Origin of the sequence: Polyangium sp. 6x1 (genome assembly GCF_029946515.1) — a bacterium.
In the GTDB taxonomy this organism is placed as follows: Bacteria; Myxococcota_A; Polyangia; order Polyangiales; family Polyangiaceae; genus Polyangium.
This window is the reverse complement of the sequence record NZ_JARZHH010000055.1, coordinates 60,204-79,387: the sequence shown is the minus strand read 5'-3', so window position 1 is coordinate 79,387 and position 19,184 is coordinate 60,204. Positions and strand designations below refer to the sequence as shown.

The 19,184-nt window shown below is 70.3% G+C and carries 21 protein-coding genes; 12 read left to right on the top strand and 9 right to left on the bottom strand.

Annotation, left to right across the window (positions count from 1 at the left end; genetic code table 11):
- The 4 genes from QHF85_RS36570 to QHF85_RS36555 form a co-directional block, all read left to right on the top strand.
- The coding region (locus tag QHF85_RS36570; protein WP_281332040.1) for an AgmX/PglI C-terminal domain-containing protein at positions 1–487 on the top strand (487 nt) is incomplete at its 5' end.
- 197 nt (positions 488–684) lie between these two features.
- Positions 685–1,263, top strand: coding sequence for a hypothetical protein (locus tag QHF85_RS36565; RefSeq protein ID WP_281332039.1), 579 nt, complete (start codon positions 685–687; stop codon positions 1,261–1,263).
- A 37-nt stretch (positions 1,264–1,300) separates the two neighbouring features.
- Positions 1,301–2,746, top strand: coding sequence for a hypothetical protein (locus tag QHF85_RS36560; RefSeq protein WP_281332038.1), 1,446 nt, complete (start codon positions 1,301–1,303; stop codon positions 2,744–2,746).
- Positions 2,746–3,336: a polysaccharide biosynthesis/export family protein gene (locus QHF85_RS36555; RefSeq protein WP_281332037.1), complete on the top strand. Its 591-nt coding sequence runs from the start codon at positions 2,746–2,748 to the stop codon at positions 3,334–3,336. Before QHF85_RS36560 ends, QHF85_RS36555 begins: the two co-directional genes overlap by 1 nt.
- Before the next feature lie 27 nt (positions 3,337–3,363).
- Here QHF85_RS36555 and QHF85_RS36550 read toward each other — a convergent pair whose 3' ends face one another.
- Both QHF85_RS36550 and QHF85_RS36545 read right to left on the bottom strand, forming a co-directional pair.
- Positions 3,364–4,251 (bottom strand): DUF296 domain-containing protein, encoded by an 888-nt coding sequence (locus QHF85_RS36550; protein ID WP_281332036.1) that lies wholly within the window; start codon positions 4,249–4,251, stop codon positions 3,364–3,366.
- On the bottom strand, positions 4,248–6,242 hold the full coding sequence (locus QHF85_RS36545) for an OmpA family protein (protein WP_281332035.1): 1,995 nt from the start codon (positions 6,240–6,242) through the stop codon (positions 4,248–4,250). The genes QHF85_RS36550 and QHF85_RS36545 overlap by 4 nt, the downstream gene beginning before the upstream one ends.
- 185 nt (positions 6,243–6,427) lie before the next feature.
- Here QHF85_RS36545 and QHF85_RS36540 point away from each other — a divergent pair, with 185 nt between their 5' ends.
- Positions 6,428–7,045: a Maf family protein gene (locus QHF85_RS36540; protein WP_281332034.1), complete on the top strand. Its 618-nt coding sequence runs from the start codon at positions 6,428–6,430 to the stop codon at positions 7,043–7,045.
- Positions 7,042–8,442 (top strand): glycosyltransferase family 39 protein, encoded by a 1,401-nt coding sequence (locus QHF85_RS36535; protein WP_281332033.1) that lies wholly within the window; start codon positions 7,042–7,044, stop codon positions 8,440–8,442. The genes QHF85_RS36540 and QHF85_RS36535 overlap by 4 nt, the downstream gene beginning before the upstream one ends.
- On the opposite strand, the gene QHF85_RS36530 is transcribed toward QHF85_RS36535, so the two are convergent.
- The 3 genes from QHF85_RS36530 to QHF85_RS36520 form a co-directional block, all read right to left on the bottom strand.
- Complete coding sequence (locus QHF85_RS36530; RefSeq protein WP_281332032.1) at positions 8,426–8,737, bottom strand: type II toxin-antitoxin system RelE/ParE family toxin; 312 nt, start codon at positions 8,735–8,737, stop codon at positions 8,426–8,428. The genes QHF85_RS36535 and QHF85_RS36530 overlap by 17 nt on opposite strands.
- Positions 8,715–8,966: an addiction module protein gene (locus tag QHF85_RS36525; protein ID WP_281332031.1), complete on the bottom strand. Its 252-nt coding sequence runs from the start codon at positions 8,964–8,966 to the stop codon at positions 8,715–8,717. Before QHF85_RS36525 ends, QHF85_RS36530 begins: the two co-directional genes overlap by 23 nt.
- A gap of 120 nt (positions 8,967–9,086) precedes the next feature.
- On the bottom strand, positions 9,087–9,794 hold the full coding sequence (locus QHF85_RS36520) for a hypothetical protein (RefSeq protein WP_281332030.1): 708 nt from the start codon (positions 9,792–9,794) through the stop codon (positions 9,087–9,089).
- A gap of 484 nt (positions 9,795–10,278) precedes the next feature.
- On the opposite strand from QHF85_RS36520, the gene QHF85_RS36515 reads away from it, so the two are divergent.
- The gene (locus QHF85_RS36515) at positions 10,279–10,542 is read left to right on the top strand and encodes a hypothetical protein (RefSeq protein ID WP_136931342.1); all 264 of its coding nucleotides are present in this window, start codon (positions 10,279–10,281) and stop codon (positions 10,540–10,542) included.
- A gap of 7 nt (positions 10,543–10,549) precedes the next feature.
- Here QHF85_RS36515 and QHF85_RS36510 read toward each other — a convergent pair whose 3' ends face one another.
- Genes QHF85_RS36510 through QHF85_RS36495 form a run of 4 tightly spaced genes read right to left on the bottom strand, consistent with a single transcriptional unit; the run spans position 10,550 to position 13,377 of the window.
- Positions 10,550–11,536 (bottom strand): RluA family pseudouridine synthase, encoded by a 987-nt coding sequence (locus QHF85_RS36510; RefSeq protein WP_281332029.1) that lies wholly within the window; start codon positions 11,534–11,536, stop codon positions 10,550–10,552.
- Between the two features lie 12 nt (positions 11,537–11,548).
- On the bottom strand, positions 11,549–12,148 hold the full coding sequence (locus tag QHF85_RS36505) for an SMI1/KNR4 family protein (protein ID WP_281332028.1): 600 nt from the start codon (positions 12,146–12,148) through the stop codon (positions 11,549–11,551).
- Between the two features lie 19 nt (positions 12,149–12,167).
- Complete coding sequence (locus QHF85_RS36500) at positions 12,168–13,193, bottom strand: lysylphosphatidylglycerol synthase transmembrane domain-containing protein (protein ID WP_281332027.1); 1,026 nt, start codon at positions 13,191–13,193, stop codon at positions 12,168–12,170.
- Positions 13,194–13,206: 13 nt separating this feature from the next.
- Positions 13,207–13,377, bottom strand: a complete 171-nt coding sequence (locus tag QHF85_RS36495) for a hypothetical protein (RefSeq protein ID WP_281332026.1) — start codon at positions 13,375–13,377, stop codon at positions 13,207–13,209.
- A gap of 78 nt (positions 13,378–13,455) precedes the next feature.
- On the opposite strand from QHF85_RS36495, the gene QHF85_RS36490 reads away from it, so the two are divergent.
- From QHF85_RS36490 to QHF85_RS36470, 5 genes are all read left to right on the top strand, one after another.
- Positions 13,456–14,301 carry an SDR family NAD(P)-dependent oxidoreductase gene (locus QHF85_RS36490; protein WP_281332025.1) on the top strand — a complete coding sequence of 282 codons (846 nt, stop codon included), beginning with the start codon at positions 13,456–13,458 and terminating at the stop codon, positions 14,299–14,301.
- 311 nt (positions 14,302–14,612) lie between these two features.
- Positions 14,613–16,418, top strand: coding sequence for a hypothetical protein (locus QHF85_RS36485; protein WP_281332024.1), 1,806 nt, complete (start codon positions 14,613–14,615; stop codon positions 16,416–16,418).
- Between the two features lie 113 nt (positions 16,419–16,531).
- Positions 16,532–17,035: a YbjN domain-containing protein gene (locus QHF85_RS36480; RefSeq protein ID WP_281332023.1), complete on the top strand. Its 504-nt coding sequence runs from the start codon at positions 16,532–16,534 to the stop codon at positions 17,033–17,035.
- Positions 17,036–17,081: 46 nt separating this feature from the next.
- Positions 17,082–18,206 carry a hypothetical protein gene (locus QHF85_RS36475; RefSeq protein WP_281332022.1) on the top strand — a complete coding sequence of 375 codons (1,125 nt, stop codon included), beginning with the start codon at positions 17,082–17,084 and terminating at the stop codon, positions 18,204–18,206.
- A gap of 121 nt (positions 18,207–18,327) precedes the next feature.
- Positions 18,328–19,143 carry a carboxypeptidase regulatory-like domain-containing protein gene (locus QHF85_RS36470; protein ID WP_281332021.1) on the top strand — a complete coding sequence of 272 codons (816 nt, stop codon included), beginning with the start codon at positions 18,328–18,330 and terminating at the stop codon, positions 19,141–19,143.
- Positions 19,144–19,184 lie beyond the last annotated feature (41 nt).

The following is a 19,184-nucleotide window of genomic DNA, read 5'->3' as shown; positions in this document are numbered from 1 at the left end:
GGGCGCGGGCCTCGGCGGCATCGCGGGCTTGAACCTCGGCGCGGCGGGCGGCGGCACGGTGCGCCCCGGCGCGGCCGGCGGCGGCGGGCTCGCAAACATCGGCGACACGCAGGCGGCGGCCGCGGCGAGCGCGCAGGGCGCGCAGAAGACGGTCAAGGGCCCGACAGGCAGCGCGAACGTCGGCGGCGCGGCGGTCTCCGGCGGCAACGTCGCGAACGCCTCGTCCGTCGTGGCCGGCATGGCTGCGGGCTTCCGCCGTTGTTACAACCGCGGCTTGCAGGCGGACCCGACGATGAAGGGCTCGGTGCGCATCACCGCGAAGATCGGCCCGAACGGCGAGGTCCTCTCCGCGTCGCCCTCGGGCGGCGGTGGCCTCTCGGGCGACGTCATCTCCTGCGTCGTGGCGCGCGTGCAGAGCGCGCAGTTCTCGCCTCCCGAGGGCGGCGGCGCGACCGTCGTCATCCCCGTCTCGTTCGTCAGCCAGTGACGCCGGCGTTTTGATCCTGCTCACGTCGGGGCGCGTGAATGTTCCGCCCACGCGCCGCAACAGAACCCCCCGAGAGACCGTCCTGCCCGGCCGCGCAAACGACTGGATTTGCCGGGGTTTCTTCACCTGCTCGCGTTGACAGGTGCGCTCGCCCGCTTCTATAGTGACGCCGTCTGGCCCCCCCTTGGAGGACTTCGATGCAGCGAGAACGGATGCTCGGCTTCGGCGCGCTTTGCGCGCTTTCGCTGCTCGTCGCGGCCGGCATCGCGTCCGCGCAGGCGCAAGGCGCGCCTCCTCCGCCGCCTGACACGAACGCGGGCCTTCAGCGTCAGGTCACGTTGACGCCCGCGCAGCAGCTCCAGGAGACGGACACGTACCTCGCGCGCATGGAAAGCGCGCGCAGCGTCGTGCGGCGCCTGCTCGAAGAGGCGCGGGCGCAGCGTGACGTGGTCAAGACGCTCTGCCTGAACGACAAGCTCAACCAGATCGACGTGACCTTGCGGAGCGCGCGCGAGCGCAGGCAGTCGCTCGATCTCGCGGTGAAGCGTGACGACGCGGATCTGTCGTCCCACGAGTTCACGATCCTCGGCGTTCTGCGGCAGCGCGTCGAGCAGCTCACGGCCGAGGCGAACCAGTGCATCGGGAAAGACGCCGACATCCTCGGCGAGACGTCGACGGTCACGCAGATCGATCCTGGGATCCCCGACGATCCGGCGTTTCACCCGCCTCCCATCCTCATCGACGAGCCGCCGCCCTCGGCGAGCGTGATCAAGTGACGCGTTTGTCCGGACCGCCTCAGCCTCACCTGATCCCATGAAAAAGCGCGGCCTCGTTCAACGTTTGGGGCTACGGATCGCCTCCGGCGTCCTACGCCCCAAGCCCCTGGCTGCAGCACTCGCCCTCGCGACCCTCGCGCCCGCCACGGCGGCAGGGCAGGACCAACCCTGGCTCGCCGATCGTCGGTTCACCGTGGGCCCGGGCTACCGCGTCGGCGACTACGAGCTGCACCCGGGCGTCGCCGTCGAGTTCGGCTACGACTCGAACTTCTTCCTGCGCGGAAGCGAGAACGACGCGCCCGGCGATCCCGTCGGCGCGATGCGCCTGCGCGTGACGCCGTCGTTTTCCTTCTCGACCCTCGGCCCGCAACGCAAGGGCGGCGGCGGCACCACGCAGGCCCTGCCCACGGCCGAGTTCTCCGGCGGGCTCTCCCTCACGTACAACGAGTTCTTCCCGGTCTCCGGCCCCGCCGAGGGCAAGGAGCGCATGTGGGACCAGCGCAACGTCAGTGGTCTCTTCGACGTGCGCCTGAACATCCTGCCCTCGCGCCCCTGGTCGGGAACGATCTCCGCGAGCGTCGGACGCCTCATCCAGGCCACGCAGGAGGGCGTGGTCCGCGAGGACTCCGTCAGCGAGAGCTACAACCGCTTCACGCCGACCGTGGGCGCCGAGCTCGCCTGGAACCCGAACGGCGGCCTGCTCGACTGGCGCCTCGGCTACAACTTCGCCGGCACCGTCTTCGAGGTCGCGGACTTCAAAGGCCTCACGAACATCCACCACACGTTCCAGACGCGCGGCCGCTGGCGCTTCTTGCCGCGCTCGGCGCTCCTCTACGACGCCCGCATCGGCATCATCCACTACCTCGACGCCGATGAGAAAACGGGCTCGACGCCGCTCCGCGTGCAGCTCGGATACAACGGCCTCATCACGAAGAACTTCGGCGCGCTGCTCATGGCCGGCTGGGGCGCGAGCTTCTACGACCCGACCGCGAAGGAGGCAGCCGCGGGCCTGCCCGTGCAGGACTTCGACAGCCTCATCGGCCAGGCCGAGATCCGTTACTTCCTCACGCCGAACCCGAGCTCCGATCCGCAGGCCGCGAGCATGACGCTCTCGTCGGTCTCGCTCGGCTTCACGCGCGACTTCTACGACTCGTACGTCGGCTCGTTCTTCGAGCGCGATCGCGGCTACCTGAAGCTCACGTATTTCTTCGGCGGCCGCTTCGTCGTGATCGTCGACGCCGGCGCCGGGGCGCTCGTGAACCCGGCGATCAACACGACGAGGATCACGAAGAATCCCTGGACCGACGTCCGCATCGACGCCTCGGGCTTCGCGGAGTACCGCTTCAAGGACGCGTTCGGCATCAACACGACGCTGCGCTACAACACGCGCATCAGCGACGACTGGTTCGATATCCCCGAAGGCAGAGACTATCTCCAGTGGCAGCAGTTCGAGGCCTACCTGGGCGCCCGCTGGCTCATGTGATGCGGAGGCGTGACCTCCTCGCGACGCTCGCGCTCACGGCGACCCTCGTCGCGTGCGGCGGGCGGCCGCGCCCCGCGGATCTGCCGACACCCGTGAGCAACGCGACCGTGGGCGTGGGCGACGTCTTCGAGATGCGCATCGTGCGCGAGGACAACCTGCCCACGGCGTTCACCGTCGCGCCCGACGGCACGGTCGATCTGCCGTACATCAAGCGCCTCAAGGTCGCGGGGCTCGAGCCGCAGCAGATCGCCGAGGCCGTGCGCAAGCAGCTCATCGCGGACGAGATCCTGACCGACCCGATCGTGAGCGTGAGCGTGAAGGAGTACAACTCCAAGCGCGTCGAGGTGCTCGGCGAGGTGCAGCGCGCGGGCTCGCTCCGTTTCGAGCCCGGCATGACGCTGCTCCGCGCGATCTCGCTCGCGGGCGGCTTCAACCAGATGGCCGCCCGCGACAAGGTCACGATCCGCCGTCAGGACGGCGACAAGACGCGCGCCGCGGTCGTGAGCGTCGAGGACATCATCGACAACGCGATCCCCGACGTCCCGCTCCAGGCCGGCGACTCGATCAACATCCCGCAGCGCGTTTGGTAGGCGTTCGGCGCCGGGGTTGTCCGGGCGTCAATGCTTGCGGGACAAACGGAAGTGGCGCTTGCCCGTGGCGGGGTCGGTCGTCGGCGCCTCGATCTTGAGCATGCCGAGCGCGACCTCGCGGACGCGGCCGTCCTTCTCCTGCCGCAGCCGGATGCGCTCGCCGTCGGAGCTCATGACCTCGCACTCGCCGAAGTGGAAGTGGCTCACGAGGTCCCCCGTCTCCGGGTAGATCTCCACGTCGTCGCGGTGCTGCGTCGGCCGCGCGATCGGCGTCGGGGCCGAAGGGAGCTCGGCAGGCGTAGCCGACGCGGCCGTGGGGAACGGGGAAGAGGGCGCGCGCGGAGACTCGGGGTGCGTGATGCGCGGGGCGGGCGCCGCAGCGCGCGCCGGGGGAGGCAAGGGCGCCTGCGGTTGCGCTTGCGGTTGCGCCTGCGGTTGCGCCTGCGGTTGCGCCTGCGCCTGCGTTTGCGGCTGCGCCTGCGGCTGCGCCGAGGCGTTCACGGCGAAGGAGCGCTCGTCGCCCTGCCGGACGAGCGCGACGTCGTCGAGCGCGGTCGCGAAGATCTCGAGCGAGAGGGCCCGCGCCGAGACGATCTCGCCGGCGACGGTCTGGAGGCCGAACGGGCTCTCCTGCACGAGCGTGGCGTAGAGCCGCACGCTCACGGCCGCGCCGTCCTGCGCGATGTTGCCCGTGATCGAGACGGCCATCACGGGCGCGTCGATCCTCCGCGTCACGCGCGCGCCGTCCGTGTCCACGCTTGCGAGCTCGACGCTGTCGAGCACGCCCGTTCCCGACAGCCGGCCGGCTCTGGCGGAGGCCTCGTCGAGCGCCTGCGCGAGCGCGCGCGGCAGCTCCTCGCCGCTCTCGGCCCTCACGACGAGATGGCGAATACCCTTCGATTCGACGACGTTCATCGACGCTTTCCTCGTTTGTCCCGCTGCACCGTGATCTCGAACTGCTGCACGGTCGCAGCGCGCTTTTCCCCCGAATCTCCCGTCGCCGCCGTGATGCGATCCGCCGGCAGGCCGGCGGCCACGAGCGCATCCTTCACCGCGATCGCTCGCTTCTCGGCGAGCTCCTGGGCCTTCGGCGACTCGTCGCCGGTACGGTCGGCATACCCCTCGATGACGATCGTGGCGAGGGGAGCGTGGCCGAGCGCGAGCTGCGCCATCTGCCGAAGCATCTCCTCCATCGGCTTGGCCACATCCGCCTTGCCCGGGGCGAACCGCGAAGGCGTCTCCGCGACGATGCGATCACCCGACCAGCGCACGAGCGACTTCGCGCCCGCCTCGGGGCAGCCGTCCGCGTCGTCCTTGCCGTCGATCGTCTCGGCCTGGAGCGGGCACTTGTCCGCCTTGTCGGCGACGCCGTCCTCGTCGTTGTCGACCTCGGGGCAACCGTCGTCGTCCTGGAAGCCGTCGAGATCCTCGCGCGCGTCGGGGCACTGATCGGCCGCGTCGAGGACCTGATCGAGATCGTTGTCGGGATCGGGGCAGCCGTCGTCGTCCTTGAAGCCGTCCTTGTCCTCGGCGCCGTTCGGGCAACGATCGACCTTGTCGAGCAGCCCGTCGCCGTCGTTGTCGGGATCGGGGCAGCCGTCGTCGTCCTGGAAGCCGTCCTTGTCCTCGGCCTCGTTGCGGCACTGATCGGACTCGTCGAGCACGCCGTCCTCGTCGTCATCGGGATCGGGGCAGCCGTCGTCGTCCTTGAAGCCGTCCACGGTCTCGGCCGCGTCGCGGCAACGATCCTGCGTGTCGGGGATGCGATCCTTGTCGTTGTCGAGATCGGGGCAACCGTCGCCGTCCTCGAAGCCGTCGCGATCCTCGGCGACCTTCACGCACTTGTCGTCACGATCGAGCACGCCGTCGCTGTCGACGTCGCGGCCCGTGGGCGCGTAACGCGCGGCGAGGCCGAAGCGGAAGCGCGGCGTCGTCACCGCGGCCTCGGAGGAGAACGGGATCGGGCCGCCGCCGGAGAGCGTGAAGGACATGTCGCCGCCGAGCAGCGGCGCCGTCGTCGCCGAGAGGATCCACTCCGCCGGCACGAACGCGGGGCTCTCGGGTTCAGCGGCCGTGCGCGTGGGCGGGGCCTGCGTGGCGAAGTTGTACAGGACGAACGCCTCGCCGGCCGCGGTGAGCAAGCCGTCTTGCAGGACGTCGAACGACGCGCCGAGTGATCCGCCGAGCTGCGAGCCGATGCGCGCGTTCGCCAGGCGCGCCTCGCCGCGGAGACGCGCGCTCGCCTCGAGGCCGGCCTCGAAGCGGCCGCGACGGTAGGACGCGAGGATCGAGGGGAACCACGTGAGGGTCCGGCCGCTCGCGAACGCGTCGGCGTCGCCCGCGGGCACGGCGAGCTCGAAGCGGCCGATGACGCTCGCGCCGTCGGCGCTGCCTGCGCGAGGCCGCGGGAGGATCGAGGCGGCGAAGCCGAAGCGCACGTCGCGCATGGAGCTCCGCGGCAGCTCGGCGTCGCTCGCCGTCGTCACGCCGAGCCCGGTGCCGTCCTGGTAGACCGTGATCGGCACGGCGGCCGTGAGCTCGAGCCGATCGTGCACGCCGAACGACCACAGGAAGGTCGCGTTCACGGCGTTGTCGACGACGGGGATGATGGTCCCGTCGGGATCGGCCGACGCGACGCGCAGCCCGATCGGCCGCGACAGGTAGCTCAGCGCGAGGCCGAACGAGGCCTTGCCGGAGGGCGCGAGCACGGGCGTCCCGAGCGAGAGGAACGGCCCCGCGCCGGCGTGCATCCAGAGGTTGTCGGCGTTGATGCAGCCGCTCAGCTCCGCCTTCGGATCACACTGCGCGTGGGCGCGGGGAGGCGCGAGCGTCAGCGCGGAAGCGGCCGCGAGGAGCGAGCCGAGCAAGCGAAGGCGGTGGGGCTTCTGGGCAGGAAGGAATGTCATGGCAGGTCAAATCCGGGCCCGGTCCCAGCGCCTTTCATGCCCGCGGAGGCGGACGCGTCAGGCGTACGGCGCGCGACCGCACGTCTACTCCTTTCCCGTCCGGAGTCAAAACGCCAAACGCGGCGAGCCTGCCATGGCGAGCAAGCCGTGGTAGGACAGGCGCGCCGCGAAGGCCCGAACCCGCCATGATCGACGAAACCCACCCCTTGCTGCTGGGCTCGGCGTCGCCGCGGCGCCGCGAGATCCTTGCGACCTTCGGCCTGCCCCTGCGGGTCGTGTCCCTCGATGTCGACGAGCGCGTCCTGCCGGGGGAGGGGCCGGCGCCCTACCTCACGCGGATCGTGGCGGACAAGCTCGCCGCGGCGGTGCCGCACGCGGTGGGCGTGGGCGCGGTGCTCGTGGCCGACACGTCGGTGATCCTCGACGAGAGGGCGCTCGGCAAGCCCGCGGACGACGCGGAAGCACGGGCCATGCTCACGGCCCTCGCGGGTCGCGAGCACGAGGTCTGGACGCGCTTCGCGATCGCCTCCGCGGCCGATCCCGCGCGCCCCGTCCACGCGGAGACCGTGCGCACGCGCGTCTTCTTCCGCGCGCTCGACGCCGACGAGATCAAGGCCTACGCCGCGACCGGCGAGGGCCTCGACAAGGCGGGCGCCTACGCGATCCAGGGCATCGGTAGTTTTGCCGTGGCGCGCATCGAAGGTTCGTACTCCAACGTTGTCGGGTTGCCGGCGTGCGAGGTGATCGTCGCGCTCCGCAGCGCGGGCCTGCTCGGGCGTTTCCCGCGCCCCCCGATCGCGTGACGCCCGAGCGCGCTTCGCCCCGCGCGAGGGACACGTGGATCGTGCTCGCGGCCGCGCTGCTCGCGCGCCTCGCTGTCGTCGCCTGGGCCGCGTCCCGTTTCCCGCCGACCGCGGACGGCACCTTCTATCACCGCATCGCCGAGCGCGTCGCCGCGGGGCTCGGCTACACGTGGCTCTGGCCCGACGGCGTCGTCACGTACGCCGCGCATTACCCCGTCGGCTACCCCGCCCTCATCGGCGGGGCATACGCGATCTTCGGCGCACATCCGGGCGTCGCGATGGCGACGAACGCCCTGCTCGGCGCGCTCGCGGCCGTGGCCGTGCATCGCCTCGCGGCGCGCGCGTTCCCCCCGGGCCCGGCGCTCGTCGCGGGCCTCCTCGCCGCGCTGCATCCCGGCCTCGTCGCGTACACACCCGCGCTCATGAGCGAGGGCGTCACAGCCTCGCTCGTCGCATGCGCCGCGTGGGCGTCCGCGTGGGTGCGTGACGCGGTGCTTCTCGGCGCGCGACGCACGATCGCGGCGCGCATCGTCCTCCTCGGGATCGTCGTCGGTCTCGCGACGCTCGTTCGTCCGCAGAGCCTCGTCTTCGCGCCGCTCTTCGCGCTCATCGCGGTCGCGCCGCTCACGGGACCCCGCGCGCGCCGGACCACGCTCGGCTTCGCCGCGCTCGCGACCGTCTCCGCGCTCGCCGTCTGCGCGCCGTGGACGATCCGCAACTGCGAGCGCATGAACCGCTGCGCGCTCGTCAGCGTCAACGGCGGCTGGAACCTGCTCATCGGCGCCGATCCCGCGTCGACCGGCGCGTGGTCGCCGATCAAGGTCCCCGACGCATGTCGCGAGGTCTGGGACGAAGCCGGCAAGGACGCCTGCTTCGGCCGCGCGGCCACGCGTTACATCGCCGAGCACCCGGGCGCATGGCTCTCGCTCGTCCCTCGCAAGCTCGCCGCGACCTTCGACTACTGCGGCGCCGCCGGCTGGTACCTGCACGAGTCGAACAGCGCAGCCTGCGGCGACCGCTGCAAGCTCGGCCTCGGCGTGGCCGAGACCCTCTACGAGCGCGGCGTCCTCGCTCTCTCACTCATCGGCCTCGCACGCGCGGCCACGGGGAGCCGCGCCCGCCGCTTCGCCACGTGGGCCGTCGTGGCCCTCGGGCTCGTGTTCTTGTTCCTGGTGCACGCGTGGGTCGCCTATGCGGCCCTGGTCGTGGCGGCGCTCTTCGGCGGGCGCTCCTTGCTTCGTGGACCCGTCCTGCCCGCGGCTTCCGTGGCCGTCCTCGGCGCGACGCTTTTGACGCACGCCGTCTTTTTCGGCGCCGGTCGCTACGGGCTCGTCACGTTTCCGCTGATCGCGGGGATGGCGGGGGTGGTGTTCGCGGGGCTCAGAACGCGCGCCTGAGCCAATAGAGGGGGCGTCGCTTCGCGTGCGCGACGGCGAGCACGAGCAAATGGTCGTCGAACATTTCGAACGCGACCACGTACGGGAAACGCTCGAGGACAGCTCTACGGATGGTGCCTGGCACGCTGGGCGTCCCTGGCCACACGGGAAACGATGTCGGCGCTTCCGTTATCCGGTCGAGCGTCGATGACACTTCAGCGAGGAGCTCGTCGCCCAGCTCCGGGCGCTGCTCCTCGTACCAGATTGCCGTTGCTCGCAGCTCCGCGCGTGCTTCAGGATGCAGCTCGACGCGCACGACGCTCCTCGAGCTCCTTCAGGATATCCGCTCGCGTAGCGCCCCACTCGACCGTCTGGACCTTTCCCTCGGCGACCTCGCGCGAGCGGCGCTCCAGCTCGGGTGCCCATGTCGTCGCGACCTCCTTTTCGTCGGGCTCCTCCAGGCTGGCGAGCAGCTCTTCCGCGACGCGAGCCCGCTCTTCTCGGGGGAGCCGCAGCACATGGGCAAGGAGCTCGTCGGTGGACATGGGGAAAACCTAGCATGGCTTGGGGATGCAAGGCGGGGAGGCAGACGATGCCATCAGCCTCGTCTGCCTCGGGCAGTGCTTCCTGTGCTCGATCGCTGGAGCACAGGTTTGCCTACGACCTCAACCCCCCTCCGTCCCCGCCTCCTCACCTGCGTTCCCGCCTCGCCCCCGCCCCTCCTGCACCGCCAGATCCTTGAAGAACAGCCGAAGCTCCTCCCCCCGCCCGAGCTCGTTCAAAACCCCGCGCACGATCGGCTTCGCCACCTGGTTGTACGTCTTCAGAAAGTGCGCCCGCGCCGCCGCGAGCCCCGCCGTTGCCGTCACCGACCGGTTCGCCGCGCCGCTCTTGCCCGACAGCGCCCCGTCGAGCGCTGCGTGCGCCGCGGCGATCTCCTGCTTCCACGGCGCGAACGCGTCGAGCCCCGCATTCCGCGCGACGTCGAACCCCCGCAGCACGTCCGCCGCCTTCGCCACCAGATCCGCCGGCTTCAAGGCGGCCACGTCGCCCAGGTTCTTCCCCGGGTAGAACGCCTCGAAATCGAAGCTTGTCCCCTTGGGCAGCGAGCGCAGATACGCGTGGAACCGCGTCACCACGTCGCGCGCTGTTTCCTCCGCCTCTGCCGTCCCGCCCCGCTCCGTACGCACCTCGCTCCGCTGCGCCTTCGCCTTCGCGACCTCCGTCTCCACCGCCTCCACCGCGCCGAGCACCCGCGCGATCACCTTCGCGACGTCCACGAGCTCCGAAGCCTCCACGAGCTTCTTCGCCTCCGTCGCGAAGTGCCTGCCGTATTCGCTGACCTCGCGGTCGTCGATGTGCCGATCCACCATGCGCGCCTCCAGGACCGCAAGGGCTAACCATGAGGGCCCCTCCTGACAAGGCCAGGACACCCCCCGAGCGCAAACGGATACAGCCCTGTCTTGATCAGAACAGGAGACAACCTCGCCCGCGCGCACCTCTGCCGCACGAAGATCCCCTCCCCACGACGCCGGGATCTCGTCCTGCGCCCCGCAGACGTCCTGCCACGCATGCATGGACACGCCTCCGCGCCGCGCCGATCCCCTTCGAACCCCAGCGCCCCCTGGCTCCGCAGAGCTCCGAACCTCCGCCGATCAAGCCCGGATGCACCTCTGCGCTGCGCAGACGCTCATCCCTGTGCGATGCCGCACGCTTCTGCGCCGTCGAGGGCCCTGTCCGCGTTCGTCTCCGACAGCCCGAGCACCGCGACTTTGACACGCTCCGCAAACCCGAGCATTCTTGCCGCCGAGGGCTCTACTGAGTGCCCCCAGTTCGAGGTTCGGAGGAGACGACCCGATGCCGCTGATCGAGACCGAGGAGGCCGCACGCCGTTTGGCGCGCGCCATCGCGAGCGACCTCTCGCTCTACAACGAAGAGAAGATCGTCCAAGGGATTCAGAACGACGATCTCTTCACCGTCCTCGCCGAGGAGATCGAGGAGGGGCGCGCCCTCTACAAGAGCCGCGTCTCCCCCGACCTCTACGCCAAGAATTTTTACGATCGCGCCATCGTCGACATCCTCGTGAAGTCGAAGGGGCACGTGAAGTCGAAGATCTGGTAGGCGCCGCTCAGCGCTTGCGCAGGGCCTCGATCGCGCGGGCCATGTCCGCGGGGATCGAGCTTTCGAAGTGCAGACGGTTCCCCGTCGCCGGGTGCTCGAAGCCGAGCACCCGCGCATGCAGCGCCTGACGACCGAGCGACTCCCCGATCGCACGCAGCCCCGGATCCCGGGGCGTCTTCCCGTAGAGCGCATCGCCGAGGATCGGCGTCTTCCCCCGCTCCGAGAGGTGCACGCGGATCTGATGCGTGCGCCCTGTCTCCAGACGGCACGCGACGAGCGTCGCCAACCCGAGCCGTTCGAGCACGTGCACACGCGTCACCGCCCGCTTGCCCTCGTGCACGTGCGTCGTGAAGCGCAGACGATCCGTCGGGTGACGGCCGTGCAGCGTCTCGAACGTCGTGTCCTTCGCCTCGCCCACGACGACGGCCACGTACTCGCGCTCGATGTCGTGCTTCGCGAAGCGCACCTTCAGCGCCTCGCGCGTCTCGGCGTCCTTCGCCACCACGAGCAGCCCGCTCGTGTCCTTGTCGAGCCGATGCACGATCCCGGGCCGCAGGTGCCCCTCGGGATCGAGCGGATCGGCGCCTGCGCGTTCGAAGCCGCCGCGGCCGAGCAGCGCGTTGACCAGGGTCCCGCTCGCGTGCCCCTTCGCCGGGTGCACGACGAGCCCCGCGGGCTTGTCGATCACGACGAGGTGCGCGTCCTCGTACACCACGGCGAGCGGGATCGACGCGTCCGGCTCCGCGCGTGTCGGCTCCGGCGCCTCCGGCGTCACGTCGATCCGCGCGCCCACGGCGACGGCCATCGACGCGCGGCCTGGCTTGCCGTCGACGAGCACGCGCCCGTTCTCGATCCAGCGCTGCACGGCGGCGCGTGACGCGGCCGTGCCCGACGTCTCGAGCAGCCGCACGACGAGCTTGTCCAGCCGGTCGCGCGGATCGGTCGCGCTCGCTTCGAACGACGAGGTGACGTGGGGCTCGGGCGCGCGTCGCATCACGAGAGCGAATCAGTAGTCCGTGCTCTCGTCTTCGTCCTCTTCGCGCGAGAGAAGCTCCGGGTTGTGCGCGAGGTGCGAGTCGAGATCGTCGAGCATCATGCTCTTGTGGAGCTTGAGCACGCCGAGCTGGTGCACGAGGTAGAGGTCGAAGGCCGTGTACCGCGGGAAGACGCGCACGTTCGTCTCGTCGTTGTCGAGGCCGAGGATGACGAGCTCTCCGTCGCGCCGCGCCTCGCCGAGGTAGAGCGCGTTCCAGGGCTGGCCCGGCTTGTTCGGCAGGCGCACGACCTTGCCGCGGACGCGCGAGTCGGTCCATCCGAGCTCGACCATCGACTCGGCGAGCTTGCGGACCGAGGTGATCTTCGGCTGCGGCGCGCGCGGGTCCGTGCCGAAGCGGTGCCGGCCTTTGAAGCGCTTGCCGAAGCTCGCGAACGTGAAGTCGTAGGCGAGGAACGTCCGCAAGCTCGGCGGCAGCTCCACCATCAGCTTGGACTCGAGGGCGTCGAGCGCGGCCGAGCTCGCGCCGACCACGCTCGCCCCCTCCGGACGCTTCTTCAGGTCCGCGATGACGCGTTGTACAAGCCCGATGCCTCGTTCGATGGTCGCCATGTCTCCGCGTAGCCGACCGTCAAGGCGTGCGCTCTGTCAAGAGATTCCGTTGATCGTCCGGCCCAGGCGGCACGGGTTCGCCGCCGAGCACCGCCGCGCCGTGTTTGGCCCGGAGCAGCGCCAGCGCCGCGAAACCGACCGCGACGGCAAACCACAAGGTGGCGAACCGCACGAGGATCATCGACGCGGTCGACGTCGCCGCCTCCACGCCGCCGATCCGCGCCATCTGCTCTTCGAGCAATTTTTCCGTCACGCCGAGCCCGCCGGGGACGGGCACGAGCGCGCCGGCGAGCGTCGCCGTCGAGTAGAAGAACATCGTGAGCGGCATCGACGCCTGCTCGCCGAACCCGCGCAGGATCACCCAGAGCCCCACGCCTTCGAGCGACCACGCGCCGATCGAGAGCAACGTCGGCCACACGAGCTGCGCGGGCGAGACGATCGTGCGCAGGCCCGAGAGCGCGTCGTTGATCTTCGGCGCGACCTTGCCGCCCACGCGCCCGAGCGGCCCGGGGAGCTTCGGCAAGAGCCGCACGACGGCGCCGCTCACGGCGGGGACCGAGACGAAGACGAGGAGCGCGACCACGGTCGCAGCTCCGATGCCGGCCCAGATCGCGCCGCCGGGGAAGCTCGCGCTGCCGATCGCGATGATCGCGATCACGCCGATGAGATCCGTCACGCGCTCGGCGATGACGATCGGCGCGGTGCGCTCGATCGGCACCTTGCGGAGATTGAACAGGATGAGCGACTTGAAGACCTCGCCGACCTTGCCGGGCGTGACCGTCAGGACGAACCCCGACAGGAACACGAGCAAGCTCTCGAATTTGGGCACGCCGCGGATGTCGAGCCGCGCGAGGTAGTACTCCCACTTGAAGAAGCGCAGGAGGTAGTTCGAGAAGGCGAGCGCGCAGGCGATGCCGAACGTGGACCACGCGTAGGTCGCGAGGCGCGCGGCGATGAGGTTCGCGTCGCGGTAGAGGACGAGGCCGCCGTAGAGGACGACGCCGAGCAGCATCACCGCGACGACGCGGCGGACCAGCGTGTTCAAGAACCCGCTCCGATCATGGCGATCTCAGGCTTTTTCGCGCGCGGCGGACGCGCACGACGAGGTAGATGATGGCGCCGAGCACGACGGCGGCGCCGAGCGCGGCGACGGCCCACTTGGGCGCGACCACGATTCCGCGGGCGAGGCCCTCGGGGGGCCGCTCGGTTCTCGTCTGCAGCGAGCTCACGCGGGCTCGTCGTTACACGGGCCTAGGGGGAAGGGCAAGAAGCGGTATTGTTCGCGCGAAGAGAAGGAGGCAACGAGGATGGGTCTGCTCGACGGCAAGGTGGCAATCATCACGGGCGCGGGCGGCGGAATCGGCCGCGCCGAGGCGCTGCTCTTCGCCCGGGAGGGCGCGAAGGTGGTCGTCAACGACGTCGGCGGCGCGCGCGACGGAACCGGCGGAAGTGACGCCATGGCGCGAAAGGTCGTGGACGAGATCACGGCCGCAGGCGGCGTCGCGGTCGCGAACTTCGACACCGTCGCGACGGCCGAGGGCGCGGCGGGCATCGTCAAGAGCGCGGTCGACGCGTTCGGCCGCATCGACGTCCTCGTCAACAACGCGGGCATCCTGCGGGACAAGACGCTGCTCAAGCTCGACGAGGATCAGTGGGACAGCGTGATCGCCGTGCACCTGCGGGGCACGTTCCTCGTCACGCAGGCCGTCGCGAAGCAGATGATCGCGCAGGGCGGCGGCGGGCGGATCGTCAACACGACGAGCGTCTCGGGCATGGTCGGCAACTTCGGGCAGTCGAACTACGCAGCCGCGAAGGCCGGCATTTACGGTTTTACGCGCACCGCGGCGATCGAGCTGCAAAAGCACCGCATCACGGTGAACGCGCTCGCGCCCGTGGCGAAGACGCGCATGACCGAGGATCTCCCGATGTTCCAGGCCGGCATGGAGTCGCTCACGCCGGAGCACATTGCGCCCGCGGCGCTCTTCCTGGGCTCCGACCTCTGCGCGGATCGGACGGGGCACGTCCTCGCCGTCACGGGCTCGCAGGTCTTCGCCTACAAGGTCGTGCAAAGCGCGGGAAAGTTCAAAGACGAGGGCGCCGCGTGGACGGCGCAGGAGATCGCCGATCACTGGGAGGCGATCACGAAGGTCTGAAGACGGGCGGGCGGCCGACGTTCCTCGCTGGTTTCCGCCCATGCTCTGCGCCGAGGCTCACGAACGCCGCCCGTTCTCCGCCGAAGATCCCGCCCGGAACGGCTCGTTTCGGCCATCCCGGTCGTTGCTGGGCTGGGACACGGATGCTAGTTTCGCTTTTCAACGGCGGCTGTCGTGAGCCCTCGCTCAGGACTTCGTCGCTGGGTAACTCGTCGTTCGCCGGGTGAAACGTCCCGGCCACGTCGAATGGGTGGGTGCTGGGTTCGTCCCCACGATCTGCCCCTTCCGCCCCGGGAGCCTTACGAACCGGCATGTCGCGCGAAGCCCACATCCCCCTGCTGCTCTGGGTCTCTGCGGCCATCCTCGCGCACATCGCGGGCGGCAACGGCGCAGAGCAAGTCGCGCAGGTCGTCGAGGATCGCGCCCAGATCCGGGGTCTCGTCAGCGCCGTGCGCGAGGGGCTGCGTCCCCAGGACACGCAGTTCGAGATCCTCGTGGATGCGCCCGCGACACCTTCGCCCGAAGAGGCCGAGCCGCCCGAGGACAAGGCCGACGACACCAAGGACGACGAGAAGCCGGATCCGGACGCCGTGCCGGAGCAGCCGTTGCCGCCCAAGATCAAGCCGCCTCCGCCGCCGAAGAAGGAAGAGCCGAAGGTCGAGCCGCCCAAGGTCGAACCTCCCAAGCCCAAGGAGGAGCCGAAGGTGGTCCCGCCGCCGCCTCTGCCGGCGATTCCGCCGCCGCCGCCTCCGCCGCCGCCGCCTCCGCCTCCGCCGCCTCCGCCGGAGGACGTCGCGAAGCAGGAGCCGCCGAAGCCGATCGAACCGGATCGTCGCATCGCCGTGCGCCAGCACGTCGAGCCGAACCAGCAAGACAACCCCACGGCGAGTCGCATCGCGGATCAGGCGAACACCGTGAAGGAAGAGACGGTCGCGCGTCTCCGCTCGCATGATCAGGATCACGCCGAGACGAACGCGGGCGCGATGAAGAAGCCCGCGACCTCGGGCGAGGGGAACGACGACCACGAGAAGGTCGCCGAGAGCGAGGAAAAAGCCGGATCGGACAAGGCGCCGGGCGAGTCGAAGGATCGGAGCGAGAGCGCCGAGCATCACCACACGGCCAAACCCGCGCCGCCCGCGGCCGCGATCGCGAAGGCCTCGCCGCCTCCGATGGCGCCCGGCGGGACGACCGGCGGAGGCGCGAACGCGCCGAAGACGCCCGCAGGTCCGCCGCCGAGCCCCGGTGGCGCGGGCCCCGCTTCACCCGAGGTCGTCGCGGGCGTGGGCGCCGGCGGGTTCACGATGGATCCGGCGAACCCCGGCGGCGACGGCAGGAGCCGCAAGGCCGGAAAGAAGCGGCAACCCGCGCCTTACCAGAGCCCGGTGAAGGTCGGCTCCGTGGGCCTCGGCGCGCCGGGGATCGCGGGCGGGCCGAACCTGAACCTCTCGCACGCGGGCTTCGAGGCCTCGGTCGGTCGAGAAAAACTCGAAGCCGAGCGCGCGGCCGACGGCGCGGCGCGACGCAGCGCGCACCGCGGCAAGTGGGAGAAGAACAACTTCGGCAAGTACAAGGCGGCGATCGAGAACTACGAGCCGACGGTGAAGGTCGGCAACCAGACGGCGCTGAACGCCGCGCAATCCGCGTTCGCGACGTACCTGAACACGATCCACAACCGCCTGCACCCGATCTTCGCCGAGGAGTTCCTCGCGTCGCTCGACAACCTTCCGCAGGAGCACACGTTCAACAAGAACCTCGTCACGCACCTCGAGATCGTGCTGAGCAAGGACGAGGGGAAGATCGTGCGGATGGGCGTGACGAAGGCGAGCGGGATGACGGCCTTCGACATCGTCGCGCTGAACTCGATGAATCGCGCGTCGCCGTTCGGAAAGGCGCCCGACGCGATCGTCTCGCACGACGGCAAGGTCTACCTGCACTGGGAGTTCCACCGCGATCCGGTGGACGCGTGCAGCACGCGGAACGCGTATCCGTACATCCTGCCCGAGCCGAAGAGCGGCGGCGGCGGGGTCTCGCCGGTCGGTCCGCCGCGCGCGCCGACGCTGACGCCTTCCGACGAGCGACGCGGCCCACCGCCTTTGCTGCCTGTCCCGACTCGCTGAGGGTGCTGCCACAGGCTGCTGCGCCTGTGAAAACACCTCGACGTTCTCAGGGACACGGGTTTGTCTAGGACAACGCGAGACGGCCCGCCCCGAAGCTGGTAGCATCGCCCGCGATGTCCAAGGACGCTGCATCCGCCGCTCGCGTGAGCATCGCGCGGATAGAGCAAACGCTGGCGGACTCGCCGGCTTTCGTCCGTGTCGAGCCGCGGTTCTACGTGGTCCGACAGGGGACGGCTTACATCTACATCCAGATCCTCCCGTGGGAGCCGGACCGCGCCGTCGTGCGGTTCGTGGCGCAGCTCGTCCGCGGGGTCGAGATGACGCCCGACCTCGCGATGAAGCTCCTGCGCATGAACGCGCGCCTCCGGTTCGGGGCCTTCGGCTACGTCGCGCAGGGCGCGTGCGTGGTCCTCGTGCACACGCTGCTCGGCGGCGAGACGCTCGATCCGGACGAAATCCTCGCGGCGCTGCGGGACATGACGGTCATCGCCGACGAGTACGACGACCGGATCTTCGAGGAGTTCGGCGGGCACCGCATGCAGGACCTGATCGACGCCTCCGCGGCCTCGGCGTTCTTCGACGACACGGTCCACCCACGCGACTGGAGCGACGCGTGAGCCTGCGCCTTGCAGGGAGCCTCCGCTTGCGACAAGCCCCACGTCGATGAGCACGGAAGGCGAAAGCACCGAAGCGCCCGAAGCTCCCCGATCGCCCGAGGCGCCCCGATCCGCCCCGCCCGCGCCTTCCGTTCTGCCGCCGGGCTTCGACGTGCTCATGTTCGTCCGGCCGCTCGCGGTCGTCGCGGTCCTCGCGATGCTGCTCGGGCGCGCGCTCGGGCCCTCCGTGCGAGGCCTGGTGGTCGGGCTCGGCAGGACGGGCGATCTCATCGAGCTCGCAGGCGCGGCGATGTCGCAGTTCTTCCTGATCCTCGCGATCGTGGGAACGCTCGGGCTCGGCCTCTCCGCGCTTCGCGCAGGTCTGCCGGCGGTCGTCCGGTTCGGCGCTGTCTTCGCGAGCGGGCTCGCCGTGATCGTGACGCTCCTCTCGGCGGTGTCGCGCGTGCCGGCGGATTCGCTCGTGCTCGTCGGGGGCGTCGCGTGCGCGCTCGCGCTGCTCGCGGCCTGGGACACGATGCGGACGCCGTTCGCGCGGGCGACGGCGGTGATGCTGGGGCTGCTCGGCCTCGGCGGGCTCGCGCGGGTCGCGTCGGTGCTGATCGTGATGCGGGACGGCGTCGCGTCCGAGTCGCTCGCGCGGATCGCGCGCGGCGTGTCGACAGCGGGGCTTTTGCTCGACGGCGCGGCGATGGCCGTGGCGGTGGGGGTCGTCGCGTCGCGCGGGAAAAAGCTCACGAGCCCGGCGACGCTGGCGGCGCTCGCGGTCGCGCTCTTCGCCACGCGGCAAGCGCTCGCGGGTACGTCGGACGAGGCGGCCGCGGTGAACCTTCTGCTCGCGCGCGCGGCGAAACACCTCGTCATGCGGCCCGAGCCTTTGGTTTCGCCTGTGCTCGCGACGTTCGTCGCCTTCGCGGCGCCTGCGATCGCGATCGCGGCGCTCTCGACGCGCACGCTGACGCCGGCGCTCTCGGGGGCGATCGCGCTCCTGCTCGTGGCGCGAGGTGCGCCGGACGTGCCGCTCTGCGCGCTCGCGCTGGTGCTCGCGTCGCTCGCGACCGTGCTCGCGTCGCGAGATCATCGGGGGCTTTGGGCCGCGATCTCGCGGGCGGAGTCGACCGTGGAGGAAGGCCCCGGGGAGAGCGGCGAGGCGAAGGGCGCGCGGCCGAGCTGAGGTCGCGGGCTTTCTTGCGAAACCAGCGGGAAGAACCGGCGCCCGGCCGTTGACGTGCCGCGAGGCGTTCACTAGGACGCGGGGAGCGCTCGATCGGGCCCTCCGACGGCGCACGGCGACCATGACGTCACATCGAACAGCCTGGATCGTTCCTCCGGTCGTGGCGCTGCTCGCCTTCACGGCGGGCTGCCAGAAGGAGGCGGGGAGCTCGCCTTCACCCGCGGCGTCCGCGGCGGCGAGCGCGGCGCCGGCGGGCAAGCTCGGCCGGGCGACGCTGCGCGGCGAGGTGCGCTTCACGGGGCAGCCGCCCGAGATGAAGGTGCCCGCGAAGCGCGCGCAGGCGACCGACGTCTGCAAGGACAAACAGCTCGCGAGCGACGCCGTGATCGTCCAGGGGGGCAAGCTGAAGGACGTGCTCGTCCGCATCGCGCCGAAGAGCTTCGACGGTCGCTACGAGGTGCCGCCGGCCGCGACCGTGGATCAGCTCGACTGCATGTACGTGCCGCGGATCCAGGGCGTCCTCAGCGGGCAGGAGGTCGTCGTGAAGAACAGCGACCGGACGCTGCACAACGTGCACACGTACCTCGGCGCCGAGACGGTCTTCAACGAGGCGACCGCGATGGGATCACCTCCGATCGCGAAGCGCTTGCCTCCCTCCGGCATCGTACGGTTTGGATGCGACATCCACCCGTGGATGCGGAGCTTCGTCGTGGTCACCGATCATCCGTTCTTTGCGGTGAGCGGCGCGGATGGAGCGTTTCGCATCGATCGCGTACCGGCCGGCAAATATCGGCTGGAGGCGTTTCACGCCCGCTACGGCTTGAAGACGCAGGAGGTGACGGTGACCGATGGGCAGACGCTCGAGGTCGCCTTCTCGTTCGACGGCACCGAGCCGGAGCCCCCCGAGAACCAGGGCGAGCTCCAGGGGCTTTGGTAGGGGTGCGTGCCGTGGAACCACGCTTCGGCTCGTCTGGTTCG